We start from the raw sequence: 25,014 nt of genomic DNA, 5'->3' as shown, positions 1-25,014 counted from the left end.
CATCCTTCCATTGTGCCAGCAACTAACCTGACGCCCGGCTTCAAGTTCCAATCGCGGGTCCGGTCAATAGCTCGTCTGGAGGAACCAGCGCTCCGTGCCCTCCAGTCCGACGGCGGTCAGCCGGTCGCTGCGGTAGGCGCCGGTATCAACGCCGATGCGGTTGGCGCGGTTGACTACCTTGGGCACGATGGTGTGGCCGTGGACGATGGTGGCACCGTGATCCGCCTGGCTTTCGAGGAAATCCTCGCGGATCCAGAGGGCATCTTCCTCCAACTGCTCGTCCAGCGGCACGCCGGGGCGGATGCCGGCATGGACGAAGAGGTAGTCGCCAACCCTGACCGCGACCGGCATCGCCTCGATCCAGGTGATGACATCCGGGGGGATCGCCGCCCGCATGGCGGCGAGGACCGCCTTGGGGTTCGCCTCCGGATCGTCGAGGAGATCGGGGTTGACGCCGAAGCTCTCCAGCATCTGCCGCCCGCCATATTCAACCCAGGGGCCAAGGCGGTCGATATTCCCGTTGTAGATGTCGAGGAAGAACGCCTCGTGATTGCCCTTGATCGCCGTCAGCCGCGCCCAGGGCGGCTGCGCCTCCCGCGCGAAGCGGATGACGCCGGCGGAATCGCGGCCGCGATCGATCAGGTCGCCCAGCAGGATGACGTCGGTCTCCGCCGCCCCGCGCTCCCGATTGTCCTGCGCGATCAGGCCGGACAGCTCAAGGAGGAGGTCCAGCCGGCCGTGGATGTCGCCGATGGCATAGACCCGCCGGCCTGGAGGGAGACTGGCGGTGAAGGCCGGCTTCTTGCGCTTGAGGAAATCGAACATCGGTCTCTAAACTATAGGCGTGGCGGAGGGATGCAAATGGCCGGGTTGACTCGTGTCCCGCCGCCGCATAGGGACGCGCCTCCTTTAAAGTCATGTTTAGAACAGGGCAGGCGTTCCGGCCATGAAGATTCGCAATTCTCTGAAGTCGCTCAAGGACCGGCATCGCGACAATCGCGTGATCCGCCGCCGTGGCCGCACCTATGTCATCAACAAGACCAACCGCCGCTTCAAGGCGCGCCAGGGCTAAGCCCGGGCTGCACCCAGTGGTGATGTGAGGGGCCTCGGCGAAAGCCGGGGCCTTTTGCTGTTCGGGTTAGGCCCGGCTCGCCTTCTTGAGCGCGATGCGGACGAGAGCGTCGAGCGTCGCGCCGGGGCCGAGTTCCTCCTCCGCCGCCTTCACCGCGCCCGCCGCCTCGGCAGGGCGGAAGCCGAGATTGGCGAGGGCAGAGAGCGCGTCCGCCGAGGCGGTGCCGGCCGGCGGCGGCGGCAGGCCAGGGGCACCGGCGATCGCGCCGCCCGCCTTGTCCTTCAGCTCGCGGACGATGCGCTCGGCAAGCTTCGGGCCGACGCCGTTGGCGCGCGCGACCATCGCCTTGTCCTGCGCCACGACGGCGCGGGTCAGTTCGGTGGGGTCGAGAATCGAGAGGATCGCCAGCGCGACGCGTGCGCCGACGCCCTGGACGGAGGTGAGCAGGCGGAACCAGTCGCGCTCCCCGGCAGAGGCGAAGCCGACGAGGCGGATCGAATCCTCGGCGACCAGCATCTCGGTATGGACGGTGACGCGCTCTCCCGTGGCGCCGAGGGCGGTGAGGGTTCGGGTCGAGGCGCCGAAGAGATAGCCGATGCCGCCGACATCGATCACCGCATGGTCGGCGGCGGTGGTGGCCAGGGTTCCGGTGAGATGCGCGATCACGATGCCTGCCCCGTCATGCCGGACCTGTTCCGGCATCCACCGTGGACCAGATCCTCCGGAGGGCGGATATGCGCGACGGTGGACCCCGGGACAAGTCCGGGGTGCCGGTCAACGCCGGGAGAGCGCCCGGGCGCTCGCCAGGTGGTGCGCGTGGGTGATCGCCACCGCCAGCGCGTCGGCGGCGTCCGCGCCGGCGATCTTCGCGCCGGGCAGGAGGCGGGCGACCATCGCATGGACCTGGGCCTTCTCCGCCCCGCCGGTGCCGACGACCGCCTTCTTGACGAGGGTGGGGGCGTATTCGCCGAGGGTCAGCCCCGAAGTGGCGGCGGCAAGCAGCGCCACGCCGCGCGCCTGGCCGAGCTTCAGCGTCGATCGCGGATTGGCGTTGACGAACACCTCCTCGACCGCCGCGCCGTCCGGGCGGTGCTGGAGGAGGAGGTCGGTCAGCGCGGCGTGAAGGGTGACGAGCCGCTGCGGGAGGGGGGTGGCGGCATCGGTGCGGATGTGCCCGTTGGCGATGTGGGACAGGCGGTTGCCATCCGCCGCGATCACGCCCCAACCGGTGGTGCCGAGGCCGGGGTCGAGGCCGAGGATGATCATGGGTGGGGGTGGAAGCGCGAAGACGCGGGAAATGGTTCAGGCGGAGGCGCGAAGGCGCGGAGAAGGGGCTGGGGCGCGCGAAGCGCTATAGAGTTGTCCCGGGTGGCACCTGCCATTGCGGTATGGAGGAGGCGCTTCGCGCCGGGATCAACGCCTCCGCGTCTCCGCGCCTCCGCGTGAGCTAAAATCCCGATCAAGACTACGCGCGTTCGCGTGCGGCGGATTATCCCAGCTTCTCCATCACCTCGTCGGAGACTTCGTAATTGCCCCAGACGGTCTGGACGTCGTCGTCGTCGTCCAACGTGTCGATCAACTTGAAGAGCTTGGCGGCGTCGTCCTCGCCGACCGAGACCATGGTCTGCGGGCGCCAGGCGAGCTTGGCGCTTTCCGCCGCGCCGAGCACCGGCTCCAGCGCCTTGGCGACTTCGTGGAGGTCGGCCTGGGCCGTCCAGATCTCGTGGCCGTCCTCGCTGGAGGTGACGTCCTCGGCCCCCGCCTCCAGCGCCGCCTCGAACACCTTCTCCGGGTCGCCCGCGCTGGCGGGATAGTTGATGAGGCCGAGGCGGTCGAAGCCGTGGCTGACCGAGCCGCCCGCGCCGAGATTGCCGCCGTTCTTGGAGACGGCGGTGCGCACGTTGGTGGCGGTGCGGTTGCGGTTGTCGGTGAGAGATTCGATGATCAGCGACACGCCGCCCGGGCCGAAGCCCTCGTAGCGGACCTCCTCATAGTTTTCGACATCGCCCCGGCTCGCCTTGTCGATCGACCGCTGGATGTTGTCCTTGGGCATCGACTGCGCCTTGGCGGCGTTGACGGCGGCGCGCAGGCGCGGGTTCATGTCGGGATCGGGCAGGCCCATCTTCGCCGCGACGGTGATTTCGCGGCTGAGCTTCGAGAACATGCCCGAACGCTTCTTATCCTGCGCACCCTTGCGGTGCATGATGTTCTTGAATTTGGAATGGCCGGCCATGTGCCGTCGCTCGTCCTTGTGCTTATTCGGGTGCCGCGCTCTCTAACCCCAGCGCACCGATCGGTGCAATGTCAGGGGCGGTCGGCGAGGATGAGGGCGGTCTGCTGGAGGGCGGCGGTGAGGACCATCTGCCCGGCGGAGACGACGCCGTCGACCACCGCCATGCCGATCAGCGCGCGCGGCGGCAGGATGAGCGTGACGCTGAGCAGCGCCAAAGCGAGGTGGATCGCGATCAGCGGCAGGATCAGCTGGGCGAACACGACCGACAGGGCGAAGTGCCGGCCCGACAGGCTCCGCCAGAGCGAGGGCAGGACGCGAAACCGGCGCCCGGCCGCCAGGGCCGCGCTCCACGCTGTGGTGCGGATCAGGATGATCGTCCAAGCGGCGGAGACGGCCAGCATCAGCAGCCAGCGGTTGGCGAGGTTCTCCTGCCCGAGGGAGAGGTCGGCGATCTTCTGCGTCATGCCGTAGCCGATCGCGAGGACGAGGGTCAGCGCGACATAGCGGGGCAAGGTCCAGCGATCGCCTTGCGCGGGCGTGGCGCGCATCATCCGCCTGACGAGCAGATAGCCGATCCAGAACACCAGAACGACACGGACGAGGGCGGCGGGGATGAACGCCGCCGTCAGTTCCTCGCCGGGCCGCGGTGCGGTCAGGAAGTCGAGGATGTTGGTGCCGATTGTGACGGCAAGCGCAGCGATCCACCAGCCGAGGCCGAGCCTCGCCGGTGCGGCGTCGGACAACACCGCCCGCCGGATCGCCGCGACGCCCGCCATGCGGTCAGATCATGCCCAAAGCGGTGCGGTAGGTTTCGAGCAGCGCATCCGCCTCGTCGCGGGCGTTCTTCTCCATCTTGCGCAGGCGGACGATGGTGCGCATCGTCTTGGTGTCGTAGCCGTTTGCCTTCGCCTCCAGGTAGACGTCCTTGATGTCGTCGGCGATGCCCTTCTTCTCTTCCTCCAGCCGCTCGATGCGTTCGATGAAGAGGCGCAGCTGGTCGGCCGCAACATTGCCGTCGCTCATGATTCGGTCCCCTCGGAAATCAGGCAGGCGCGTCTAGGGGAGGCGGCCCCGCGCCTCAACCCCCTCGCATCAGGCCCCGGCGAACGGCGTCCAGGCGGGGCGGCTCTCGTTCCGCTTCAGGCTCTCCTCCATCGCTGCGACCTGTTCGGCCGACGCGTCGGGCTGGCGCGACTTCCAGTCCTTGTACGGCTCGCCGTAGACAAGGGCGCGCGCCTCCTCCCGCCCGATCGGCTGGCCGGCGGCAGCCGAGGCGTCCTCGATCCATTCCGACAGGCAGTTCCGGCAGAAACCGGAAAGCGCCATGAGGTCGATGTTCGCCGCGTCCTCGCGATGGCGGAGATGCGCCACGAGGCGGCGGAAGGCGTCGGCGGCGATGCGGTCGTCGAGATCGTCGATGGCACTCATTTCACGCTCCAAGGTTGATCTGTCACGGCAGGGGGCTATGCGAGCGCTGTCAGTATCCGAGGAGACTTCGTGGTCAACCCGATCGCCCCCCGCACCCGCAAGGTCCGCGTGCTTGCCACCCTCGGCCCGGCCAGCAGCGATGCGGCGATGATCCGGAGCCTGATGCTGGCGGGCGCCGACGCCTTCCGCATCAACATGAGCCATGGCGCGCACGAAACCCATGCCAAGGTGATCGCCGCGATCCGGGGGTTGGAAAAGGAAGTCGGGCGGCCGAGCACGATCCTTGCCGACCTGCAGGGGCCGAAGCTGCGCGTCGGCCGCTTCGCCGATGGCAAGGTGCAGCTGCAGACGGGCGAGCGCTTCACCCTCGACCGCGACACCACCCCGGGTGACGTAAGCCGCGTCGAGCTGCCGCATCCGGAGATCTTCGCGGCGCTGACGCCGGGCGCACGCCTGCTGGTCGATGACGGCAAGATCGTGCTGCGTGCCGAGGAGGTGGAGCCGGACCGCGTCATCACGCGCGTCGAGGTCGGTGGTGCGATCTCGAACAACAAGGGCGTGAACGTGCCTGACGTGGTCGTGCCGCTGCCGGCGCTGACCGAGAAGGATCGCCGCGACCTCGCCTTCGCGCTGGAGGAGGGGGTCGACTGGGTCGCGCTCTCCTTCGTGCAGCGGCCGGAGGATGTCGCCGAGGCACGGCGGCTGATCGGCGGCAAGGCGTCGCTGCTCGCCAAGATCGAGAAGCCGTCGGCGATCGACCGGCTGGACGAGATCCTGGAGCTGGCCGATGCGGTGATGGTTGCGCGCGGCGACCTCGGCGTCGAGTTGCCGCCTGAAAGCGTGCCGCCGCTGCAGAAGCGGATCGTGGAGAGCGCGCGGCGGCTGGGGCGACCGGTGGTCGTCGCGACGCAGATGCTCGAATCGATGATCTCGACGCCGACGCCGACGCGCGCCGAGGTCTCCGACGTGGCGACGGCGGTCTATGACGGCGCGGACGCGATCATGCTGTCGGCCGAATTGGCGGCGGGCGCCTGGCCCGAAGAATCGGTCGCGATGATGAACCGCATCTCGACGGCGGTGGAGAAGGATCCGGCGCATGGCGACCGTGTCCATTTCACCAAGACGATCCCCGACCCCACGACGGCGGACGCCCTTGCCGAGGCGGCGGGGCAGATCGCTCGGACGATCTCGGCGGCGGCGATCATCTGCTTCACCAGCTCGGGTTCGACCGCGCGGCGGATCGCGCGGGAGCGGCCGTCGGTGCCGCTGCTCGTGCTGACGCCGAAGCTGCAGACCGCGCGTCGGTTGGGGCTGCTGTGGGGTGCCCATGCGGTGAACACGAAGGATGTCGCGAGCTTCGAGGAGATGGTGGCGAAGTCGAAGCGCATGGCCTTGCGCGCCGGCGTGGCGAAGGGCGGGGATCGGTTGATCCTGGTCGCCGGCGTTCCGTTCGGCACGCCGGGATCGACCAACGTCCTCCACATCGTGCGCCTGCAGGGCGACGAGCTGAAGGGCCACAAGAGCTAAGGGGGGATCATCGTGATCCTCCCCCGCCAGGGGGAGGTGGCAGGCGGAGCCTGACGGAGGGGGAGGGCGGCGGTGTCGTTGGCTATCCTGTCCTCCCCCTCCGACGCCTTCGGCGCCACCTCCCCCTGGCGGGGGAGGATGTGTGCGCGGCATTGTCATCACCGACCGGGAACAGCTAGGGAACGTGGGTGAGCGACGAAGACCGCATCCTGACCGCCGCGCGGCGACCGGAGGACATCGACGCGGCGTTGCGTCCGAAGACCTTGGCCGAGTTCATTGGGCAGAAGGCGGCTTGCGACAATCTGCGGATCTTCGTGGAGGCAGCCAAGGGGCGGGGCGAGGCGCTCGATCATGTTCTGCTCTTCGGGCCGCCGGGGCTCGGCAAGACGACCTTGGCGCAGATCGTCGCGCGGGAGATGGGGGTCGGGTTCCGCGCCACCTCCGGGCCGGTGATCGCGAAGTCCGGCGATCTGGCGGCGCTGCTCACCAATCTGGAGGATGGCGACGTCCTCTTCATCGACGAGATTCACCGCCTTCAGCCTGCCGTCGAGGAGGTGCTGTATCCGGCGATGGAGGACCGCGCGCTCGACCTGATGATCGGGGAGGGGCCGTCGGCCCGCTCGGTGCGGATCGATCTGCCGCGCTTTACCCTCGTCGGCGCGACGACACGGCAGGGCCTGCTCACCACGCCTCTGCGCGACCGGTTCGGGATACCGATCCGGCTGCAGTTCTATACCGTCGAAGAACTGGAGCGGGTGATCATCCGCGCCGCGCGGCTGCTCTCGCTCGACATCGCGCCGGATGGAGCGACGGAGGTGGCGAAGCGCTCCCGGGGGACGCCGCGCATCGCCGGGCGGCTGCTGCGGCGGGTGCGTGATTTCGCGAATGTTGCGGGCGCAGAGACGGTGAACGCGACGGTTGCCGATGCGGCACTCAACCGGCTGGAGGTGGATGCGCTCGGGCTGGATGCGATGGACCGGCGCTATCTGCACATGATCGCCGACATCTATCGCGGCGGCCCGGTGGGCGTGGAGACGCTGGCGGCGGGATTGAGCGAGCCGCGCGATACGATCGAGGAGGTGATCGAGCCGTACCTCATCCAGCTCGGCCTGATCGCGCGGACGGCGCGGGGGCGGTGTTTGAACGGGCGGGCGTGGACGCATCTGGGGTTGCCGATGCCGGAGGGCGGGCAGGCGGGGTTGTTCGATGGGTGAATTCACTCCACCGGCGCCGTTCGCCCTGAGCTTGTCGAAGGGCCAGAGGTGCGGGTGGCGCTGGCGCTTCGACAGGCTCAGCGCGAACGGATGTTAGGTGTGTGTTGAGGATGGTTGAATTGGACCTCCCCCCATCCGGTCGCATCGCCGGGACCGAGCACCGCTTCCCCTTGCGCGTCTACTACGAAGACACGGATGCGGGCGGCATCGTCTACCATGCGAGCTACCTTCGCTTCATGGAGCGGGCGCGGTCGGACCTGCTCCGCCTGATCGCGATCGAGCAGCGGGCGGCGCTGGAGGCCGGGCTGGGCGGCTATGTCGTGGCGGACCTCAGCATCCGCTACAGGAAGCCGGCGCAACTGGATGACGCCCTGCTAGTTGTCTCGACGGTGGCGCGGATCCGCGCTTCGGCGGTCGTCGTTCAGCAACGAGTCATGCGCGGGCATGAGTTGCTGACGAACGCCGAGGTGACGGTTGCGTTTCTGGCCAACGGTCGCGCGACGCGGCAGCCGGCGGACTGGGTTGCCAGGTTCGAGGCCTTGAAGGGGTAGACGAAGACTGATGGAAGCTTTCCTTCCCACCGCGTCCGGCGGCGCGACGCTCAACCCGATCGCCCTGTTCGTGCACGCCGATCTGGTCGTGAAGCTGGTCATGCTCGGCCTGCTGGCGGCGAGCGTCTGGACCTGGATGGTGATCTTCAGCCACGGCACCCGGTTGTCCGGCCTGTCGAAGAAAAACGATGAGTTCGAGCGCACCTTCTGGAAGACCGACGATGTCGATCGCTTCCACAAGGAGCATTCCGACAACGACCTGCCGAGCGCCAAGGTGTTCCGCGCCGGCGTGGCCGAGTGGCGGCTGTCGACCGGCGGGCGCAAGCTGGACCGGGATGGAACGCGGCAGCGGCTGAACGCGGTCATGGCGTCGTCGATCGCGGCGGAGATGGACAAGCTGTCCGACCGGCTGAACGTGCTGGCGACGATCGGGTCGGTGGCGCCGTTCGTCGGGCTGTTCGGCACGGTCTGGGGCATCATGCGATCGTTCACCGACATCGCGGCGTCGCAGAACACGAGCCTGGCTGTGGTGGCACCCGGCATTTCGGAGGCTTTGTTCGCCACTGCCATCGGCCTGTTCGCGGCCATTCCGGCGGTGATCGCGTATAACCGGCTGACGCACCAGTTGAACAAGATCGAGGCGAAGCTGACCCGCTTCGCCGACGGCGTCCACACCACCTTCAGCCGGGAACTGGACGGGGACGCTTAATGGCGATGGGCGGCATGCCGAAGCGCGGGGGCAAAGGCCGCGCGCCGATGGCGGAGATCAACGTCACGCCTCTGGTGGACGTCATGCTGGTGCTGCTGATCATCTTCATGGTGGCGGCACCGCTGCTGACCGCCGGCGTCGAGGTGAAGCTGCCCGACAGCCGGGCGGGTGCGCTGGAGCAGGAGCAGAAGCCGATCCAGCTGACGCTCGATTCGAACGGCGGTGTGTTCATCGACGAGGAGCGGATCGCCAATGCCGAGTTGCCGCAGCGGTTGGAGGTGATTCGGGGCCGCGGCGGCGACAAGGAGGGCGGGCCGCAGATCTTCCTGCGTGCGGACACGACGCTCGATTACGGGCGGGTGATGCGGGTGATGGGGGAGCTGAACCGCGCAGGGCTGAACCGGGTGGCGCTGGTGACCACGCCGGACGAGGGTAAGTAACTGGTGAGCGCAGGTTCCGTTCGCCCTGAGCTTGTCGAAGGGCCGGTGATGGCGCTTCGACAGGCTCAGCGGGAACGGCGTTGGAGTGTGCGGTGAGCCTAGATCGCAGTGAACGCGTCGGTCTTGGTGCTGCCTTTGTTGGGCATGTCGCGCTACTCGTGCTGCTCTCGGTTGGGCTGTTCGCGTCGAAGCCGCTGCCGGCAATCCGCGATGTCATGGATGTGCAGTTGACCGACAAGATCGGCCTGCAATCCGCCTCCCCAACGCCCGCCACCGAAGCGCCGCAGGAGTCGCAGGCGCCGGAAGAGGGACCGCCCGAGGAGGCCGCGCCGCCGGTCAGCAAGGTCGAGCCGACGCCCGCCCCTCCGACGCCTGCGGTCAAGCCGGCGGTCGCGCCGGCCCCCAAGCCGAAACCCGAGCCGGTGGCGCCTGCGCCGAAGCCGACCCCGGCGAAGCCGACGCCGCCCACCAAGCCCGCGCCCGCGAAGTCGAAGCTCAGCCCCGACCTGCTGAAGGACATCAAGGACGCGCAGACCGCGGGCAAGGGCGACAATGCCGCCGCCAAGAAGGAGAAGGCGACCGGATCGCGGCTTGGCAAGGATTTCCTGAAGGGCATCGGCGTCAGCCCCGGCAAGGGCAAGACGGCGCGGGCGGCCGTTTCCGGCGCGGCGATGAACGGGCTGGCGCAGGCGATCAAGCGGCAGATCCAGCCGTGTTATGAGCTGGGTTCGCTCAGCGGTACGCCTGCGATGCAGATCGTTACCGTGCTCAACCTACGCTTCAACCGGGACGGGACGGTATCCGGCCAGCCGCAGGTGACCGAGCAGACCGGCGTCAACGGTGCGAACTCGCAATATGCGCGCCGCATGGCGGAGGTGAGCCGCACCGCCGTCCTGAAATGCTCGCCCTTGAAGCTGCCCGCCGAACTGTACGAAGGTGGCTGGGAAGAGATCGAGATGGGGTTCATCCCCAGTCAGCTGAATTGAGGATGGAGAGAATGGGTCACGTTTCTGCACTCAAGGCCGGGGTTGCGGCTGTTCTTGCCCTTGTGCTGACGGCACCCGCCGCCGCGCAGAACGTTCCCGCGTCCAGCGCCGCACCCGCCGCGACCGGCGGGCGGCTGCGCGTCGACATCACCGGCGGCATTTCGCAGCCGATGCCGATCGCGGTGCCGGTCATGCCGACGCCGGCACCGACGGACACTGCCGCCGGGAATACGCAGCTGATGGGGCAGAAGGTGGCGGAGATCGTCGCCAATGACCTGAAAGGATCGGGCCTGTTCGCGCCGATCGGACCCGCGGGCATCCAGCCGGTCGCTTACCCGGAGGTCACCGCACCCAATTACGGCACATGGGTCTCGGCGGGGGCGCAGGCGCTGGTCACCGGCTTCGTCCAGGCGAACGGGGACGGCACGCTGACGGTCGGCTGCTACCTCTACGATACCTATTCGCAGTCGGAACTGGCGCGGCAGGGATTCGTGGTGAAGCCGGATACCTGGCGGCGGGCGGCGCATAAATGCGCGGATACGGTCTATACCCGGCTGACCGGTGAGGGGCCGTATTTCGACAGCCGTGTCGTCTACGTGTCCGAGACCGGGCCGAAGACGCGGCGGACCAAGCGGCTGGCGATCATGGATCAGGACGGGGCCAACCACCGCTTCCTGACCAACGGCCAGTCGATCGTGCTGACCCCCCGCTTCGCGCCGGAACAGCAGACGATCACCTATATGGCGTATACGAACAACCGGCCGCGCATCTACGTCTACGACATCGGATCGGGGCGGAACCGGCTGGTGGTGGATCAGCCGAACATGACCTTCGCGCCTCGCTTCTCGCCGGACGGGCGGTTCATCATCTTCTCGATGTCCGTCGCGGGGAACACCGACATCTACCGGATCGGGGCGACCGGTGGCGTGCCGCAGCGGCTGACGACCGCGCCCGGCATCGACACGGCGGCGAGCTTCTCGCCGGATGGGTCGAAGATCGTGTTCGAGAGCGATCGTTCGGGCACACAGCAGCTCTATGTCATGAACCCCGACGGGTCGGCGCAGCAGCGGATCAGCTTCGGCGGCGGGCGCTATGCGACGCCGGTGTGGAGCCCGCGCGGCGACCTGATCGCCTTCACAAAGATCGGCGGCGGCTTCAACGTCGGCGTGATCGGGCCGGATGGCTCCGGCGAGCGGGTGCTGACCAATGGCTGGCAGGACGAGGGGCCGAGCTGGTCGCCGAACGGGCGCGTCATCATGTTCTTCCGCACCGCGCAGGGCTCCGGCCGGGCTGACCTGTGGTCGGTCGACCTCACCGGCGTGAACGAGCGGCGGATTCCGACGCCGCTCGATGGATCGGATCCGGCCTGGTCGCCGTTGTTGCCGTAAATGCAACATTCAGGCGGCAGCCTGCTTGACGGACGTGTTGCTGCGCTGAAGAGTGCAGTTATCAGGGTGAGATGTTAGAGGAGAAGACCGATATGGCTCAGATGACGATGAAGCTGGCTCTGGCCGCGGCGCTGATCGCGACCGCCGGCTGCGCGAAGAAGAAGCCCGCCGACCTTCCCCCGCCGCCCCCGACCACCTCCACGCCGGACACCAGCGGCACGGGCACCGGCGATGTCGGCACCGGGATCGTCCCTGGATCGCGCGAGGACTTCCTGCGCACCGCCGGCACCGACACCGTCCACTTCGGCACCGACAGCTACGACGTCGATGACGAGGCGAAGGCGATCCTCGACAAGCAGGCGGCCTGGCTGACCACCAACAGCGGCAAGACCGTCACGATCGAGGGCCATTGCGACGAGCGCGGCACCCGCGAATACAACCTCGCCCTCGGCGACCGTCGCGCCAACGCGGCGAAGAACTATCTCGTTTCGCGCGGCATTTCGGCCGGCCGCGTCTCCACCATCAGCTACGGCAAGGAACGCCCGGCGGCGCAGGGCTCCGACGAGAGCGCCTGGGCAGAGAACCGCCGGGCGGTGACCGTGCTGGTCAACTGACCCGATCATGCTCCCTGCCGTGATCGGCAGGGAGCATTTTTGATAGATTTTCTTCGTCATCCCTCGTCGCCGAACACCGCGACGATCGCTTCCTCCCTGTCGCTGACACGACCCCGGTACATGCCGGGCGTCGTGAAACGCCAATGGGCCTCTCCGCCTGGCGTAAGGGCGATGAGGCCGCCGGTGCCGCCCAACTCCACAACTTCTCCCAAAACGGAGGTCACGGCATCCTGCAGCCTCTCGCCTCCGAGGCGGAGGCGGGCGCAGATTTCGTGGGCGACGCCGACGCGGATGAAGAACTCGCCCGCGCCGGTGCAGGAGACCGCGCCCGCGCGATCGTCGGCATAGGTGCCCGCGCCGATCAGGGGGGAGTCGCCGATCCGTCCCCAGCGCTTGGCCGTGAGGCCACCGGTCGAGGTGGCGGCGGCGACATGGCCGGCGGCGTCGCGCGCGACCGCACCCACTGTGCCGTATTTCATGTCGAGATCGAAGCGGCCGCTGGCCTTCAGCTCTTCCAGTTGGCGGCGGCGTTCGGGGATGGCGAACCAGTGGTTGTCGACCAGCTCTGCGCCATGCGCTTCGGCGAAGGCGTCGGCGCCAGCGCCGCTCAGCAGGACGTGGACGCTTTTGTCCATGACCGTGCGGGCGAGCGCCACGGGGTGCCGCGTGCGAGTGACACTGGAGACCGCACCCGCGCGTCGGTCGCGGCCGTCCATGATCGCGGCGTCGAGTTCGATATGGCCTTCATGGGTGAAGACCGAGCCGCGCCCGGCGTTGAAGGCGGGATCGTCCTCCAGCACTTCGACTGCCGCCTGGACTGCATCGAGGGCATGGCCGCCGGTGGCGAGGATCGCACGGCCCGCTTCGAGGGCTGCGGCGAGGCCAGCACGGGCGGCGCATTCCTGGGCGGCGTCCAGCTTGCCGCGCTTCATGCTGCCGGATCCGCCGTGGATCATCAGGGTCCAAATCATAGTGTGATTCGCGACGCCTGAGGGTCGCGGAAGCTTGCCAAGTTGACGCTACGTGGCGGCGGGAAACGCCTGCCGCGCGAGGCTTGCCGGGGCGGGGCAAGGCGGGTCGGCGTGCAGCGGATACGCATGGCCAAGGGGGTGGCAGAGAAAATCCTACATTGGAAGACATGAGATCCCCCCCAGTGAAGCTGTGGAGGGGGACCGCGACGCGCAGCGGCGTGGTGGAGGGGCGGCGGTGCAACCGCCGTCTTCGCGGCGGCCCCTCCACCACTCGGCTATTGCCGAGCGGTCCCCCTCCCCGAGCAAGCTCGGGGAGGATTTTGGTGGCCTTCTATCTGTCGCCTTCCGCCTGTATATCGGCCTCATGTCCTCAGTCCGTCCCTGGCGCGATATCGCGCGCCGCAAGTCCCGGCAGATCATGGTCGGCAATGTCCCCGTGGGCGGCGATGCGCCGATCACGGTTCAGACGATGACCAACACGCCGACCGCCGATGCCGCCGCGACGATCGACCAGATCCGTCGTTGCGAAGAGGCGGGGGCGGATATCATCCGCGTGTCGTGCCCCGACGAGGAATCGACCGCGGCCCTGCCGCTGATCGTGCGGGCGGCGAAGGTGCCGATCGTCGCGGACATCCACTTCCACTACAAGCGTGCGCTGGAGGCGGCGGATGCCGGGGCGGCGTGCCTGCGCATCAACCCCGGCAATATCGGATCGGCGGACCGGGTGCGGGAGGTGGTGAACGCCGCCAAGGCCAATGGCTGCTCGATCCGGATCGGCGTCAACGCCGGCAGCCTGGAGCGCGACCTGCTGGAGAAGTACGGCGAGCCTTGTCCGGAGGCGCTGGTCGAGAGCGCGCTCGACCATATCCGCATCCTGGAGGACCACGACTTCCGCGAATACAAGGTCGCGGTGAAGGCGTCGGACGTGTTCCTGGCGGTCGCCGCCTATCACGGGCTGGCGGACGCGGTGGATTGCCCGCTGCATCTTGGCATTACCGAGGCGGGCGGGCTGATCGGCGGGACGGTGAAGTCCTCGATCGGCATGGGATCGCTGCTCTGGGCAGGCATCGGCGACACGATCCGCGTCTCGCTCTCCGCCGAGCCGGAGGAGGAGGTGCGCGTCGGCTTCGAGATGCTGAAGGCGCTGGGTCTCCGCCAGCGCGGGGTGCGGGTGGTGTCGTGTCCCTCCTGCGCGCGGCAAGGCTTCGACGTGATCCGCACGGTCGAGACGCTGGAAAGCCGGTTGCAGCATATCCGCGTGCCGATGTCGCTGTCGGTGCTGGGCTGCGTGGTGAACGGGCCGGGCGAGGCGCGAGAGACCGACATTGGGCTCACCGGCGGCGGCAACGGCAAGCACATGGTGTACCTGTCTGGCGTCACCAGTCACACCATTCAGGATGGCGAGATGATCGATCATATCGTGCGGCTGGTGGAGGCCAAGGCTGCGGAGATCGCGGCGGCGGAGGTTGTCGCGGAGGCGGCGGAGTAGGGTTGCGGATGATCCTCCCCCGCAAGGGGGAGGTGGCGCCAGAGGCGACGGAGGGCGGACGGCGGTGTCCTTCGCTTCTGCCCGCTTCCCTGTCCTCCCCCTCCGTCAGGCTGCGCCTGCCACCTCCCCCTGGCGGGGGAGGATTGAGCATATCATTTGCCTGGTTGAAGCTAGGCGGAGTAGGTTTTGCCTGCACCACAGTCCATTCGTCCTAAGTAGGCGCTGAGCTTGTCGAAGTGCCGTATCGAAGTATGCGTTCGAGGCGGTGCTTCGGTACGAGGCTTCGACAGGCTCAGCCTCTACTCAGCACGAACGGATGTTTGTTTGGCTGGCAGAGCGAATTCATCCTGCTAACGCCCTCCGGTGTCCACCCGCCCCGCCACCGCCTTCCTTGCCGCCTGCCTCGGCATCGCCGTGTTCGCGTGCATGGACGCGGTGATGAAGCATCTCGTGCTGGCTGCGGGCGTGATGGTGGTGATCCTGTGGCGGGCCTATGCGGGGGTGGTGCTGAGCGGGGTGCTCTATGCGGCACAAAGGCCGGGCTGGCCTGCCCGCGCGGCGCTGCGGATCCATGCGATCCGAGGCGTGCTGGCCAGCGTGCTCGCGATCCTGTTCTTCTGGGGGTTGGCGCGGGTGCCGATCGCGCAGGCGGTGGCTTTGGCCTTTGTCGCGCCGCTGGTCGCGGTGGCATTGGGCGCGCTGATCCTGAAGGAGCGGGTCGGGCGGGCGGCGGTGTTCGGATCCTGCCTCGCCTTCGGTGGTGTGCTGGTGGTGATGCTCGGCCAGCGGCAGGGGCATTACGGGCACGAGGCGTTCCTGGGCGCGATCGCGGTGCTCGCGTCGGCGGTGATGTACGGCCTCAACCTCGTCATCATGCGGCAGCAGGCGCAGGTCGCCGGGCCGGTCGAGGTCGCGTTCTTCCAGAACCTCGCCTTTGCGATCTGCACGTCGCTGGCGATCCCGTTCATGGGCGACTGGATCATCGATCCGCGCCTGATCGGCTGGGTGGTCGCGGCGGCGGCGATGGCGACGACGTCGGCCATGCTGCTCTCCTGGGCCTATGGCCGGGCGGAGGCGGGGTATCTGTCCGCGAGCGAGTATACCGCGTTCATCTGGGGATCGGCGCTCGGTTATCTTGTGTTCGGCGAGCGGTTGACCGTCTACACGCTGGCCGGGGCGGCGTTCATCATCCTCGGCTGCCTGATCGTCACCCGGCGGAAGATCGACCATCAGCCGCAGATCGAAGGAGTTCTATGACCGTCACCATCCGTCGCGCCGTGCCCGGCGACGAGGCCGAAGTGCTGCGCCTGATCCAGGCACTCGCCGAATACGAGCATGAGCCGGAGGCGGTAGAAGCGACCGAGGAGTCGCTGCGCGCGGCGTTGTTCGGGAATGCGAGCCGGGTGTTCGCGGATCTGGCGGAGATCGAGGGGCGGCCGGTGGGGCTGGCGCTTTGGTTCTTCAATTTCTCGACCTGGACGGGGAAGCCGGGGCTGTATCTGGAGGATTTCTTCGTCGATCCGGAAGAGCGGCGGGCGGGCATCGGGCGCGCCTTGTTCGAGGTGCTGGCGCGCAATGCGGTGGATGCCGGTTGCGCGCGGATGGAGTGGGCGGTCCTCGACTGGAACCGGCAGGCGATGGACTTCTATCGGGCGCTGGGGGCGATCCGGGCGGAGGGGTGGCAGCCATGGCGGCTGACCGGGCAGGCGATGACCGCGCTGGCGGGGGCTGCGGCGGCGTGATGGTCCGTTCGCACTGAGCTTGTCGAAGTGCTGTGCTGGCGCTTCGACAGGCTCAGCGCGAACGGGGTTGGGCTCAGCGCGGACGGCGGTCGGTTGTTACTTCACCGGTGCCAGCAGCGCGTCGAGGGTGCCGTCGCCCTTTGCCACCTTCACCAGCGTCGGGTAGCGGAGGCCCTGGTTCCAGGGCAGGTCGACCGTACGGTAGACGTCGCCCGATCTGGTGAGGAGGCGGATCGGGTTGGCCTTGCCCTTGTTGGCCTTGAGCGCCTCCTTCAGCTTGTCGCCGTCGAAGGCCACGTCGTTGACCGCGACGATCTGCGTGCCGACCGTCAGGCCCTGGTTGAAGGCCGGGCTGTCCCAGATGACGGACGAGACCTTGCCGTCATTGCCGACGCTGAAGCCGCCCGAATAGCTGAGGTTCACATATTTGCCGGACTTTTCGAGCGAGATCATCGCCGGGTTCGGTTCGTCGACATAGTCGAGGCGGTAGCCGCCGGCGGCGATCCAGGCGAGCGGGGTGGGCTGGCCAGGCTTGTAGATGCGGTCGTTGAGGAAGGTCGCCCAGTCGTAGCCGTAGACGCCGTTCAGCGTCGCGACCACGTCGTCGAAGGTGTAGGTGACCTCGCCCCAATCCCTGTCACGAATGCCGAAGAAGGCCTTGGCGAAGTCGTCCAGGCCCTTGCGGCCGGCGGTGCCACGGCGGATGATCGCGTCCGCCTCCAGCCAGACGAGCATCCCCTCGCTGTAATAATCCTCCGAACGCTGCCAGCTGCGCCAGGCGAGCGGGGGGCGATCGGCCATGATCGGATCGTTGGTGGTGTCCTCGACCGAGCGCCACTGGCGGCCGGGCTGATGATCGTAGCTGGCGGCGAGGTTGGCGAGGCGGCCGAGGCCCTGTTCCTTGCTCAACATGCCCGCGCGGACGGCGAGGATCTCGCCCCAGAACTGCGTCTGACCTTCGTAGACCCAGAGCAGGCTGTTGCGCATCGGCGTGCGGTAGTCCGGCGTCCACAGGTCAGCACCACGGCGAAACTTGCCGTTCCAGCTATGGGTGTATTCGTGGGTGAGGAGCGTGCGGTCGCCGAGGTTCAGGTCCCAGTCGGTCAGATAGGTGCTGTCGACGCCGTTTTCGGAACTGCGGTGATGCTCCAGCCCGATGCCGCTCATCTTGTCCGAGAGCGAGAGCAGCAGGTCGTAATGGTCGTAATGCTGCGCGCCGAAGAGCTTGGTCGCCTGGGTGTAGATGCCCTTGTGCGCCTTCAGCTGATCGTCGGTCATCTTGAGGTTCGCCGGCTCGTCGCCGACGATGTTGAGGCGGACGCCGGGGCCGAGCGTTTCGACGCGGCTGTGCTTGCCGGCGAACATCGGGCTGTCGACCAGCACCTCGTAAGGCACGGTCTTGTAGTGGAGGGTGTTGGCGGCATCGGGGGCGGACGCCGCGTCGAGGGCGGTGAAGCCCTTCCAGCCGGCGGGCAGCTTGACCGAGGCGTCCACGGGGATGCGGCGGGTGTAGTAGCCGGCGGGGTAGAGCGACACGCGTTCCCACTGCACGTTCAGCATCTCGGGCGTCATCACCACGCGATCGCCCTGATTGTCGGTGGTGGGGGAGACGAAATGGAACTCGGCCACGACCTCGGTCGCGCCCTGCGGCACGTCGATGTGGAAGGCGAAGACGTCGACCTTGTCGCGATCCCAGGGGACGGGCTGTCCATTTGCGGTGATCTTCAGGCCGGTGAGCTTGTTGATCTGGCCCGCCGGCTGATGATTGCCGGGGAGCCATTTCGGATAGAGCAGGACGAGCTTGCCGGCCTGGGCCACAGGGATCACCTGACGCACGCGGAAGATGCGGCGCTGAATGTCGGTGGCATCCACCTCCAGCCGGAGAGTGCCGGGATAGGCGACGTCCTGAGCGGCGGGGATGGTGTCGGTGATCGGCAGGGGGGTCGGCGCGCTGTTGCCGGGGATCTGCGCGAGAGCGGGGAGGGGCAGGACGGCGAGAAGGAAGGCGATGCGCTTGCCGGTCATGGGAGGCTTTCGTTCTGACGTTCGGATGATGCGGTTTGCCGTTCACAGGGCGGCGCGTCCAGCCCGCACCCGTTCGTCCTGAGCGTAGTCGAAGGACGGGTGAAAGGCGCGGCGTTGGCTGCCCATGCTTCGACTTCGCTCAGCACGAACGGGTGCTCGTAGAAAGGTGGGCCTGATTGCCGTCTTCCTTCGGCGAAGCTACGGCCCGTCTCAGATGAACCGGGCGGATCGCCAACTCGAATCGTACCCCGGTCAGCCGCCGCTCCGGGAGCGGGTGGCGGGCATCGCGGTGGCGGTGGGGATCAACCTGCTGCTGCTCCTCATGCTGCTGACGCTCGCGGCGCCGGCGAAGCATTTCGTGCCGATGGTGAAGCGGGGTACGATCACCTTCGATCTGGCGCCTGCGGAGGAGGCGACGCCGGAGGCCTCGCCGCAGAAGGCCACGGTGAAGGCGGCGGCCGAAACGCGCGCGGCCGCGCAGCCGACCCCGCGACCCGCGCCGAAGGAGAGTGCGGCGGCGGAGGCGCAGGGCGGAGGGCTCGGGATCCTGGAAATGAGCGGCGCGGACTTCGCGGCGACGGATGTGTCGCGGCTGCCTTCGGTGCCGCGCGGTGGCGGCGGTGCGGATGGCGGTGGTGCGCCGCCGTCGGGGGGCGGGGCGGGGACCGGCGGCCATTCGGGGCCGCACGGCGAGCCGCTCTACGGGGCGGACTGGTATCGCGAGCCGACCAATGCGGAGCTGGCGTTCTACCTGCCGAAGGTGCGGGCGCGGACCGGCTGGGGGCTGATCGCCTGCCGCACGGTGGCGGACAACCGGGTGGAGGATTGCGTGGAGCTAGAGGAGAGCCCGCGTGGGTCCGGCTTCGCGCGGGCGGTGCGGGAGGCGGCGTGGCAGTTCCGCGTGCTCCCGCCGCGCGTCGGCACCCGCCGGCTGGTGGGCGAGTGGGTGAGCATTCAGATCACCTATGGGGAGAAGCGGGCGGCGGCGGAGTAGGCGCTTCCCTGTGATCCTCCCCAGCCAGGGGGAGGTGGCGCTGACAAGCGACGGAGGGGGCGGGCGGCGGTGCGCCCGTCAGTGGAAGACATCCCTGTCCTCCCCCTCCGTCAGGCTGCGCCTGCCACCTCCCCCTTGCGGGGGAGGATGATGGTCAAAGCTGCTTTGCGCCTGCGTCGGTGCCAGTGGCGGCCTTCTTGGCCTCGGCGAGTGCGATCGCTTCGAGGATGATCTGCTTGGCCTCGGCGGTGTCGCCCCAGGCGCCGATGCGGACCCACTTCTTCTTCTCCAAATCCTTGTAATGGGTGAAGAAGTGTTCGATCTGCTGCATCACGATCTCGGGCAAATCGTCCTTTTCCGCGACGTCGTGGTAATAGGGGAAGGTCTTGTCGGAGGGAACGCAGACGAGCTTCTCGTCGCCGCCGGCCTCATCCTCAAGCTTCAGGACCGCGATCGGGCGGGCGCGGACGACGCAGCCGGGGACGAACGGCGAACGCGCGATGACCAGCGCGTCGAGCGGATCGCCGTCCGGCGAAAGCGTGTGGGGCACGAAGCCGTAATTCGCCGGGTAGCGCATCGGCGTATGCAGGATGCGGTCCACGAACAAGGCGCCCGACTTCTTGTCGAACTCGTATTTGATCGGCTCGCCGCCCGTCGGGACTTCGATGACGACGTTGAGTTCGTGCGGCGGGTTGTCCCCGATCGGGATAAGATCGATGTTCATGGTGCGGTGCAGTATCGCCAGATTGTTACGCGCTCAAGCCGGTGCGGACCTTTTTTGTTTCGCCCGCAGCCGCTAGAGGCGCGGCCAGTATGAGCAAGCCCACGACGCCGCAGCAGATCCGCGGCACCCAGAGCATGATCGGTGATGCCGCCCGCCGCTTCGAAACGGTGGTTGCCACCTTCGAGCGCGTCCGCAAGCTGTACGGATTCGGCCGGATCGAGGTGCCGGTGTTCGAGGCGACGGCGGTGTTCTCCCGCTCGCTCGGCGAGACGACCGACGTGGTGTCGAAGGAGATGTATTCCTTCGAGGATCGCGGCGGCGATTCGCTGACGCTCAGGCCGGAGTTCACCGCCGGGATCGCGCGGGCGTACCTGACCGAGGGGTGGCAGCAATATGCGCCGCTGAAGGTCGGTACGCATGGGCCGCTGTTCCGATACGAGCGGCCGCAGAAGGGGCGGTTCCGGCAGTTCCACCAGCTCGACGCCGAGGTGATCGGCGCGGCCGAGCCGGCGGCTGATGTCGAGTTGCTGGTGTTCGCGGATCAATTGCTGCGCGAACTGGGGGTCAGCGATGGCGTGACGCTGCAGCTCAACACGCTGGGCGACAGTGCGACGCGGGATGCCTGGCGGGCGGCCTTGGTCGCGCATTTCGAGGCGCATCGCGGGGAGCTGTCCGAGGAGAGCGTGGCGCGGCTGGATAAGAACCCGCTGCGCATCCTCGATTCGAAGGACCCGCGCGACCGGCCGATCGCGGATGCCGCACCGGATATCGATGCGTCGATGTCGGCGGAGGCGGGCGCGTTCTTCGAGGCCGTGACCAAGGGGCTGGATGCGGCGGGCGTGGCGTGGACGCGCAATGCGCGGCTGGTTCGCGGCCTCGATTATTACCGGCATACGGCGTTCGAGTTCGTCACCGACCGGCTGGGTGCGCAGGGTACGGTGCTCGGCGGCGGGCGCTATGATGGGCTGATCGAGACGCTGGGCGGGCCGCATACGCCGGCGGTCGGCTGGGCGGCGGGGATCGAGCGGCTGGCGATGTTGATCGAAGAGCCGGTGGTGGAGCTGCTGGATGTGATTATCGCCGTTGAGGATGATGCGGTTGCCAGTGAGGCGGTGAGGGCACTGGCCTCTTTGCGGCGCGCGGGTCTCTCGGCCGACGCGATCATGTCCGGCTCGCCGCGCAAGCGCTTCGACAAGGCGGCGAAGGTGCCCGCGCAGATGATCCTGAGCGTTGGATTGCGGGATGGTGTGCTGCACCTGTCGCCGCGCGGCGATGCAGGGTTCCTCGATCGAGTGATGGCGTTGGTGACTGCCAAGTGAGTGGCGCTGGACTCTGCCCCTCTCCCCTTGCGGGAGAGGGAGGGGCCCATGCGCAGCATGGGAGGGAGAGGGGTGCGGCGCGACACGCGCCGCCGCCGGCATCGAGCCGGCGTCGGCGCACCCCTCTCCCGGCCTGCGGCCACCCTCTCCCGCAAGGGGAGAGGGAACAGTGGTAACCATCACCCCAGAGCGCATTCGCCAGATCGAGGCGCGGCGTGACGAGTTGCAGGCGGAGATGGCGCGGCCGGATCTGGAGTCCAGCCGAATGGTCAGCCTGTCCAAGGAATATGCCGAGGTCGAGCCGGTCGCCGAGGCGGCGGGTGAGGTGCGGCGGTTGCGGGACGAGGCCGCGAGCTTGGCCGAGATGACCAAGGACGCCGATGACGAGATCCGGCAGATGGCGTCGGAGGAGCTGCACGAGAATGAGCGGCGGCTGACCGATGCCGAGCGCAGGCTGGCGCTCTCGCTGCTGCCGCGCGATGCCGCCGACGATCGGCCGGCGATGCTCGAAATTCGTGCGGGGACGGGTGGGGACGAGGCGGCTTTGTTCGCGGGCGATCTGCTCCGCATGTACCAGCGTTATGCCGAGGATCGCGGCTGGCGGTTCGAGCTGATCTCCGCCAGCGCGGCCGAACTGGGCGGCTTCAAGGAGGTCGTGGCCAGCGTGCAGGGCCAGGGCGTGTTCGCCCGGCTGAAGTTCGAGAGCGGCGTCCACCGCGTCCAGCGCGTGCCGGTGACCGAGAGCGGCGGGCGCATCCACACCTCCGCCGCGACGGTCGCCGTGCTGCCGGAGGCGGAGGAGGTCGACATCCAGATCGACGAGGCGAAGGACCTGCGGATCGACGTCTACCGCTCCTCAGGGCCGGGCGGGCAGTCGGTCAACACGACGGACAGCGCGGTGCGGATCACCCATCTGACCACGGGGCTGGTGGTGATCCAGCAGGACGAGAAGTCGCAGCACAAGAACAAGGCCAAGGCACTGAAGGTTCTCCGCACCCGGCTTTATGAGGCCGAGCGCGAGAAGCTGGCGAATGCGCGGGCGGGCGAGCGCAAGTCGATGGTCGGATCGGGCGACCGGTCCGAGCGGATCCGCACCTACAACTTCCCGCAGGGGCGGGTGACCGATCACCGCATCAACCTGACGCTGCATCGCCTTCCTGAGGTGCTGGAAGGGCCGGGGCTGGACGAGGTGGTGAGCGCGCTGATCGCGCAGGATGAGGCGGAGAGGCTGGCCAATCTGGATGGGTGAGGGGCTTCCCTGCACCCGGCCGTTCGCACTGAGCTTGTCGAAGTGCTGTGACACGCGGTGTGCTGGGGCTTCGACAGGCTCAGCCCGAACGGGCCTTGGAGTTGACACCGTGTTTCAACCCGCCCGTTCGCACCGAGCTTGTCGAAGTGCTGTGATGCGCGTGGTGCTGGCGCTTCGACAGGCTCAGCGCGAACGGCCATGGAGGGTTTGGGGTCGTCGCAATTGGGCGGAGTAGGCGCGTGAGTGAGTCCAAGTCGATCCCGGAGGCCTTGCGGGAGGCGGCGGCGGTGCTGGCCGGGGTGTCGGATACGCCGCGACTCGATGCCGAGCTGCTGATGGCCCACGCGCTGGGGGTCAGTCGCGACCGGATGATCCTCGATGCGCTTGAGGCGGACGCACCCGTCGCCTTCCCGCTCCTCCTCGACCGGCGGCTGGCGCATGAGCCGGTCGCCTATATCACCGGCACCCGCGCCTTCTGGACGATCGAGCTGAAGGTCGCGCCCGGCGTGCTGATCCCGCGTCCTGATACGGAGACGCTGATCGAGGCGGCGGTCGAGCATTTCGGAAAGGCCGGGCCGGCGACGGTGCTCGACCTCGGCACCGGATCGGGCGCGCTGCTGCTCGCGGCCCTGGCGGAATGGCCGCAGGCGCATGGGGTGGGGGTGGATCAGTCCGCCGAGGCGCTGGCGATTGCGGGGGAGAATGCGCGGGCGCTGCAGTTGCATGACAGGGTCGCCTTCTTGGAGGGCGGCTGGGACGCGGCGGAGGGGTTCTTCGACCTGATCCTGTGCAATCCGCCTTATATCCGCGAAGGCGAGAATCTTCCGCGCCAGGTGGCGGCGTTCGAGCCGGCGGGCGCGCTCTATGCGGGGGCGGACGGGCTGGAGGATTACCGCCGGATCGCGCCTCTGCTGCGCGGCTATCTCGCGCCCGGCGGGATCGCCTGCCTGGAGGTGGGGCAGGGTCAGGCGGCGAATGTGGCGGTGTTGCTGCACGCCGAGGGGCTGCGGACTGATCTGCGTCAGGATCTTGCCGGTATTACGCGCTGCGTGGTGGCATCCTCGTCCCATTATTGATCGCGCGACCTCCGCGACCGGCGTTTTCCCCTTGGCGGCGGCCCTGCAAAGCCCTACATGCAAAGTCGGGACGGGGGTATTTTCAGCAGCGATTGCTCGAAACCCCACGTTTGCCGACCCCACATTGCTCACTCGTCGATCATCGGCGGCTGACGATAGGGCGAGGGTTCCGCCGGTGCGGGGCCGTGCGCCGGGGCTGTGCAACATGACGACCGGGAATGGCCCGGACGATGGAGTGGCGGAAACCGACCACCAGTGACGAGGACAGCGAAGCGTTGATCAACAATCGTCAGAACGGCCGCCGTCGCGGCCGTGGCGGCGCTCGGCCGCAAAATGGCTCCAATCGCCCGGAGCAGGGCAACCGGATCGACAATCGTGCGCGCGGCAATGCCGCCCAGCTGCACGAGAAATACAAGAACCTCGCCCGCGACATGCAGATGCAGGGCGATCGCGTGATGACGGAGTATTATCTCCAGTTCGCCGATCATTACTTCCGCGTGCTCGCCGACAGCCGTTCGCGGTTCGAGGACAACCAGCCGCGCCGCTTCGACCGCGATGACATGTCGGATAGTGACGACTTCTTCGATGAGGACGGCCGCGGTGAGACCGCCGAGCAGCAGCCCGAGCGCCAGGAACGGCAGGAGCGCCGCGACTGGTCCGAGCGGCCGGAGCGTGCCGAGCGCCAGGATCGTCCCGAGCGGGTCGAGCGTGCGGATCGGGCCGAGCGTCAGGACCGTCCCGAACGTCAGGAGCGTGCCGAGCGGCCGGAACGCGCCGAGCGCCCGGAGCGCGGCGAACGGCGTGAGCGCCGCGAGCGGGTCGAGACCAAGCCGCGCGAGCAGGCCGAACTGCCCGTCGTCATGGAGCCGCAGCAGCTCGACTATCCCGAGCAGTCCGCGCCGATCCCGTCCGAGACCGTTCGCCCGCGCCGGGGCCGTCCCCGCAAGCGCGACGCGGAGGAGGCCGCACCCGAGCGGTTCGACGCCGATCGCCTGCCGCCCGCGGTCCGCACCGAGGCGCCGGCCGCGCCTGCTGCTCCCGCAGTGCCGGTCCAGGCGAACGATACCGATGTCGCCGAAGAGGCTCCGCGCCCGCGCCCGCGCCGTGGCCGCCGGCCGCGCGCCGAGGCGGCGGTCGCCGAGGTCTGAGACCCTCGTTCGATAATTAGCCTGAAGGGGCGGCGATCCGGATCGGGTCGCCGCCCTTTCTCGTTTCAGGGGTCAGTGCCCGATCTCGTCGTCATGGCCGCTGCCCGCGCTCATG

28 protein-coding genes (1 of these 28 cut by a window edge) are annotated in these 25,014 nt (G+C 68.0%); 17 read left to right on the top strand and 11 right to left on the bottom strand.

The annotated features are described in order from the left end of the window. Positions 1-63: 63 nt before the first annotated feature. The gene (locus tag ACM608_RS14060) at positions 64-825 is read right to left on the bottom strand and encodes a metallophosphoesterase family protein (protein ID WP_419683996.1); all 762 of its coding nucleotides are present in this window, start codon (positions 823-825) and stop codon (positions 64-66) included. Positions 826-946: 121 nt separating this feature from the next. Between ACM608_RS14060 and ykgO the strand changes: the two genes are divergently transcribed. After that, on the top strand, positions 947-1,072 hold the full coding sequence (gene ykgO / locus ACM608_RS14055; RefSeq protein WP_003046794.1) for a type B 50S ribosomal protein L36: 126 nt from the start codon (positions 947-949) through the stop codon (positions 1,070-1,072). A 66-nt stretch (positions 1,073-1,138) separates the two neighbouring features. On the opposite strand, the gene ruvA is transcribed toward ykgO, so the two are convergent. From ruvA to ACM608_RS14025, 6 genes are all read right to left on the bottom strand, one after another. Continuing rightward, positions 1,139-1,738: a Holliday junction branch migration protein RuvA gene (gene ruvA, locus ACM608_RS14050; RefSeq protein WP_419685220.1), complete on the bottom strand. Its 600-nt coding sequence runs from the start codon at positions 1,736-1,738 to the stop codon at positions 1,139-1,141. 108 nt (positions 1,739-1,846) lie between these two features. Then, positions 1,847-2,338, bottom strand: coding sequence for a crossover junction endodeoxyribonuclease RuvC (gene ruvC, locus ACM608_RS14045; RefSeq protein WP_419683994.1), 492 nt, complete (start codon positions 2,336-2,338; stop codon positions 1,847-1,849). 223 nt (positions 2,339-2,561) lie between these two features. Continuing rightward, positions 2,562-3,305: a YebC/PmpR family DNA-binding transcriptional regulator gene (locus tag ACM608_RS14040; protein ID WP_419683993.1), complete on the bottom strand. Its 744-nt coding sequence runs from the start codon at positions 3,303-3,305 to the stop codon at positions 2,562-2,564. A gap of 71 nt (positions 3,306-3,376) precedes the next feature. Further along, the gene (locus ACM608_RS14035; protein ID WP_419683992.1) at positions 3,377-4,081 is read right to left on the bottom strand and encodes a hypothetical protein; all 705 of its coding nucleotides are present in this window, start codon (positions 4,079-4,081) and stop codon (positions 3,377-3,379) included. A 4-nt stretch (positions 4,082-4,085) separates the two neighbouring features. After that, positions 4,086-4,328 (bottom strand): DUF2312 domain-containing protein, encoded by a 243-nt coding sequence (locus ACM608_RS14030; protein ID WP_419683990.1) that lies wholly within the window; start codon positions 4,326-4,328, stop codon positions 4,086-4,088. Between the two features lie 69 nt (positions 4,329-4,397). Beyond that, the gene (locus ACM608_RS14025; protein ID WP_419683988.1) at positions 4,398-4,733 is read right to left on the bottom strand and encodes a DUF1244 domain-containing protein; all 336 of its coding nucleotides are present in this window, start codon (positions 4,731-4,733) and stop codon (positions 4,398-4,400) included. Positions 4,734-4,802: 69 nt separating this feature from the next. Between ACM608_RS14025 and pyk the strand changes: the two genes are divergently transcribed. From pyk to pal, 8 genes are all read left to right on the top strand, one after another. Continuing rightward, complete coding sequence (gene pyk, locus ACM608_RS14020; RefSeq protein ID WP_419683986.1) at positions 4,803-6,260, top strand: pyruvate kinase; 1,458 nt, start codon at positions 4,803-4,805, stop codon at positions 6,258-6,260. A 188-nt stretch (positions 6,261-6,448) separates the two neighbouring features. Continuing rightward, on the top strand, positions 6,449-7,474 hold the full coding sequence (ruvB, locus tag ACM608_RS14015) for a Holliday junction branch migration DNA helicase RuvB (protein ID WP_419683984.1): 1,026 nt from the start codon (positions 6,449-6,451) through the stop codon (positions 7,472-7,474). A 110-nt stretch (positions 7,475-7,584) separates the two neighbouring features. Further along, on the top strand, positions 7,585-8,025 hold the full coding sequence (locus ACM608_RS14010) for a YbgC/FadM family acyl-CoA thioesterase (protein ID WP_419683982.1): 441 nt from the start codon (positions 7,585-7,587) through the stop codon (positions 8,023-8,025). A gap of 10 nt (positions 8,026-8,035) precedes the next feature. After that, positions 8,036-8,734, top strand: a complete 699-nt coding sequence (tolQ, locus tag ACM608_RS14005) for a protein TolQ (RefSeq protein ID WP_419683981.1) — start codon at positions 8,036-8,038, stop codon at positions 8,732-8,734. Beyond that, positions 8,734-9,174, top strand: a complete 441-nt coding sequence (locus ACM608_RS14000; RefSeq protein WP_419683980.1) for an ExbD/TolR family protein — start codon at positions 8,734-8,736, stop codon at positions 9,172-9,174. Before tolQ ends, ACM608_RS14000 begins: the two co-directional genes overlap by 1 nt. A gap of 92 nt (positions 9,175-9,266) precedes the next feature. Continuing rightward, entirely contained in the window at positions 9,267-10,160 is an 894-nt protein-coding gene (locus tag ACM608_RS13995) for a hypothetical protein (RefSeq protein WP_419683978.1), read from the top strand. An 11-nt stretch (positions 10,161-10,171) separates the two neighbouring features. Beyond that, positions 10,172-11,548 carry a Tol-Pal system beta propeller repeat protein TolB gene (tolB, locus tag ACM608_RS13990; RefSeq protein WP_419683976.1) on the top strand — a complete coding sequence of 459 codons (1,377 nt, stop codon included), beginning with the start codon at positions 10,172-10,174 and terminating at the stop codon, positions 11,546-11,548. A 92-nt stretch (positions 11,549-11,640) separates the two neighbouring features. Continuing rightward, positions 11,641-12,162, top strand: a complete 522-nt coding sequence (gene pal, locus ACM608_RS13985) for a peptidoglycan-associated lipoprotein Pal (RefSeq protein ID WP_419683975.1) — start codon at positions 11,641-11,643, stop codon at positions 12,160-12,162. Between the two features lie 56 nt (positions 12,163-12,218). On the opposite strand, the gene ACM608_RS13980 is transcribed toward pal, so the two are convergent. Continuing rightward, positions 12,219-13,133 carry an isoaspartyl peptidase/L-asparaginase family protein gene (locus ACM608_RS13980; RefSeq protein WP_419683974.1) on the bottom strand — a complete coding sequence of 305 codons (915 nt, stop codon included), beginning with the start codon at positions 13,131-13,133 and terminating at the stop codon, positions 12,219-12,221. A 364-nt stretch (positions 13,134-13,497) separates the two neighbouring features. On the opposite strand from ACM608_RS13980, the gene ispG reads away from it, so the two are divergent. The 3 genes from ispG to ACM608_RS13965 all read left to right on the top strand — a co-directional run bounded on the left by ispG (position 13,498) and on the right by ACM608_RS13965 (position 16,364). After that, positions 13,498-14,622 carry a flavodoxin-dependent (E)-4-hydroxy-3-methylbut-2-enyl-diphosphate synthase gene (gene ispG / locus ACM608_RS13975; RefSeq protein ID WP_419683972.1) on the top strand — a complete coding sequence of 375 codons (1,125 nt, stop codon included), beginning with the start codon at positions 13,498-13,500 and terminating at the stop codon, positions 14,620-14,622. Between the two features lie 363 nt (positions 14,623-14,985). Then, the gene (locus ACM608_RS13970) at positions 14,986-15,879 is read left to right on the top strand and encodes a DMT family transporter (RefSeq protein ID WP_419683970.1); all 894 of its coding nucleotides are present in this window, start codon (positions 14,986-14,988) and stop codon (positions 15,877-15,879) included. Beyond that, entirely contained in the window at positions 15,876-16,364 is a 489-nt protein-coding gene (locus ACM608_RS13965) for an N-acetyltransferase family protein (RefSeq protein ID WP_419683969.1), read from the top strand. The genes ACM608_RS13970 and ACM608_RS13965 overlap by 4 nt, the downstream gene beginning before the upstream one ends. Positions 16,365-16,460: 96 nt before the next feature. Here the strand turns inward: ACM608_RS13965 and ACM608_RS13960 are convergent, their stop codons facing one another. Next, entirely contained in the window at positions 16,461-18,389 is a 1,929-nt protein-coding gene (locus ACM608_RS13960; protein ID WP_419683968.1) for a M61 family metallopeptidase, read from the bottom strand. 214 nt (positions 18,390-18,603) lie between these two features. Here ACM608_RS13960 and ACM608_RS13955 point away from each other — a divergent pair, with 214 nt between their 5' ends. After that, positions 18,604-19,383 carry a hypothetical protein gene (locus ACM608_RS13955; RefSeq protein WP_419683966.1) on the top strand — a complete coding sequence of 260 codons (780 nt, stop codon included), beginning with the start codon at positions 18,604-18,606 and terminating at the stop codon, positions 19,381-19,383. Positions 19,384-19,537: 154 nt separating this feature from the next. On the opposite strand, the gene ppa is transcribed toward ACM608_RS13955, so the two are convergent. Further along, the gene (ppa, locus tag ACM608_RS13950; RefSeq protein WP_419683965.1) at positions 19,538-20,107 is read right to left on the bottom strand and encodes an inorganic diphosphatase; all 570 of its coding nucleotides are present in this window, start codon (positions 20,105-20,107) and stop codon (positions 19,538-19,540) included. Between the two features lie 89 nt (positions 20,108-20,196). On the opposite strand from ppa, the gene hisS reads away from it, so the two are divergent. The 4 genes from hisS (at position 20,197) to ACM608_RS13930 (ending at position 24,899) form a co-directional block, all read left to right on the top strand. Continuing rightward, positions 20,197-21,426, top strand: coding sequence for a histidine--tRNA ligase (hisS, locus tag ACM608_RS13945; protein WP_419683963.1), 1,230 nt, complete (start codon positions 20,197-20,199; stop codon positions 21,424-21,426). 169 nt (positions 21,427-21,595) lie between these two features. Beyond that, the gene (gene prfA, locus ACM608_RS13940; protein ID WP_419683961.1) at positions 21,596-22,675 is read left to right on the top strand and encodes a peptide chain release factor 1; all 1,080 of its coding nucleotides are present in this window, start codon (positions 21,596-21,598) and stop codon (positions 22,673-22,675) included. A gap of 239 nt (positions 22,676-22,914) precedes the next feature. After that, positions 22,915-23,751 carry a peptide chain release factor N(5)-glutamine methyltransferase gene (gene prmC, locus ACM608_RS13935; RefSeq protein WP_419683960.1) on the top strand — a complete coding sequence of 279 codons (837 nt, stop codon included), beginning with the start codon at positions 22,915-22,917 and terminating at the stop codon, positions 23,749-23,751. Positions 23,752-24,026: 275 nt separating this feature from the next. Further along, positions 24,027-24,899: a DUF4167 domain-containing protein gene (locus tag ACM608_RS13930; RefSeq protein ID WP_419685218.1), complete on the top strand. Its 873-nt coding sequence runs from the start codon at positions 24,027-24,029 to the stop codon at positions 24,897-24,899. Between the two features lie 72 nt (positions 24,900-24,971). On the opposite strand, the gene ACM608_RS13925 is transcribed toward ACM608_RS13930, so the two are convergent. After that, positions 24,972-25,014: the end of a hypothetical protein gene (locus ACM608_RS13925; protein WP_419683959.1), read on the bottom strand. 218 nt of this gene lie beyond the right edge of the window; 43 of the gene's 261 nt are visible here — the last part of the coding sequence; the start codon falls outside the window, past its right edge; it ends in the stop codon at positions 24,972-24,974.

It is taken from the genome of Sphingomonas sp. ID0503, from assembly GCF_048565625.1.
Lineage (GTDB): Bacteria > Pseudomonadota > Alphaproteobacteria > Sphingomonadales > Sphingomonadaceae > JBLZUR01.
This window is presented reverse-complemented; position numbering and strand designations above follow the sequence as displayed.

Coding starts and splice junctions, on each gene's coding strand:
- ruvC (WP_419683994.1), bottom strand. CDS start 2,338: ATGATCATCCTCGGCCTCGACCCCGGCCTCGGCACCACCGGTTGGGGC.
- ppa (WP_419683965.1), bottom strand. CDS start 20,107: ATGAACATCGATCTTATCCCGATCGGGGACAACCCGCCGCACGAACTC.
- ACM608_RS14025 (WP_419683988.1), bottom strand. CDS start 4,733: ATGAGTGCCATCGACGATCTCGACGACCGCATCGCCGCCGACGCCTTC.
- ACM608_RS13955 (WP_419683966.1), top strand. CDS start 18,604: ATGAACCGGGCGGATCGCCAACTCGAATCGTACCCCGGTCAGCCGCCG.
- ACM608_RS14060 (WP_419683996.1), bottom strand. CDS start 825: ATGTTCGATTTCCTCAAGCGCAAGAAGCCGGCCTTCACCGCCAGTCTC.
- ACM608_RS14040 (WP_419683993.1), bottom strand. CDS start 3,305: ATGGCCGGCCATTCCAAATTCAAGAACATCATGCACCGCAAGGGTGCG.
- ACM608_RS14010 (WP_419683982.1), top strand. CDS start 7,585: ATGGTTGAATTGGACCTCCCCCCATCCGGTCGCATCGCCGGGACCGAG.
- ACM608_RS13965 (WP_419683969.1), top strand. CDS start 15,876: ATGACCGTCACCATCCGTCGCGCCGTGCCCGGCGACGAGGCCGAAGTG.
- hisS (WP_419683963.1), top strand. CDS start 20,197: ATGAGCAAGCCCACGACGCCGCAGCAGATCCGCGGCACCCAGAGCATG.
- ACM608_RS14035 (WP_419683992.1), bottom strand. CDS start 4,081: ATGGCGGGCGTCGCGGCGATCCGGCGGGCGGTGTTGTCCGACGCCGCA.
- ispG (WP_419683972.1), top strand. CDS start 13,498: ATGTCCTCAGTCCGTCCCTGGCGCGATATCGCGCGCCGCAAGTCCCGG.
- ACM608_RS13960 (WP_419683968.1), bottom strand. CDS start 18,389: ATGACCGGCAAGCGCATCGCCTTCCTTCTCGCCGTCCTGCCCCTCCCC.
- ACM608_RS13980 (WP_419683974.1), bottom strand. CDS start 13,133: ATGATTTGGACCCTGATGATCCACGGCGGATCCGGCAGCATGAAGCGC.
- tolB (WP_419683976.1), top strand. CDS start 10,172: ATGGGTCACGTTTCTGCACTCAAGGCCGGGGTTGCGGCTGTTCTTGCC.
- pal (WP_419683975.1), top strand. CDS start 11,641: ATGGCTCAGATGACGATGAAGCTGGCTCTGGCCGCGGCGCTGATCGCG.
- tolQ (WP_419683981.1), top strand. CDS start 8,036: ATGGAAGCTTTCCTTCCCACCGCGTCCGGCGGCGCGACGCTCAACCCG.
- ykgO (WP_003046794.1), top strand. CDS start 947: ATGAAGATTCGCAATTCTCTGAAGTCGCTCAAGGACCGGCATCGCGAC.
- ACM608_RS14000 (WP_419683980.1), top strand. CDS start 8,734: ATGGCGATGGGCGGCATGCCGAAGCGCGGGGGCAAAGGCCGCGCGCCG.
- ACM608_RS14030 (WP_419683990.1), bottom strand. CDS start 4,328: ATGAGCGACGGCAATGTTGCGGCCGACCAGCTGCGCCTCTTCATCGAA.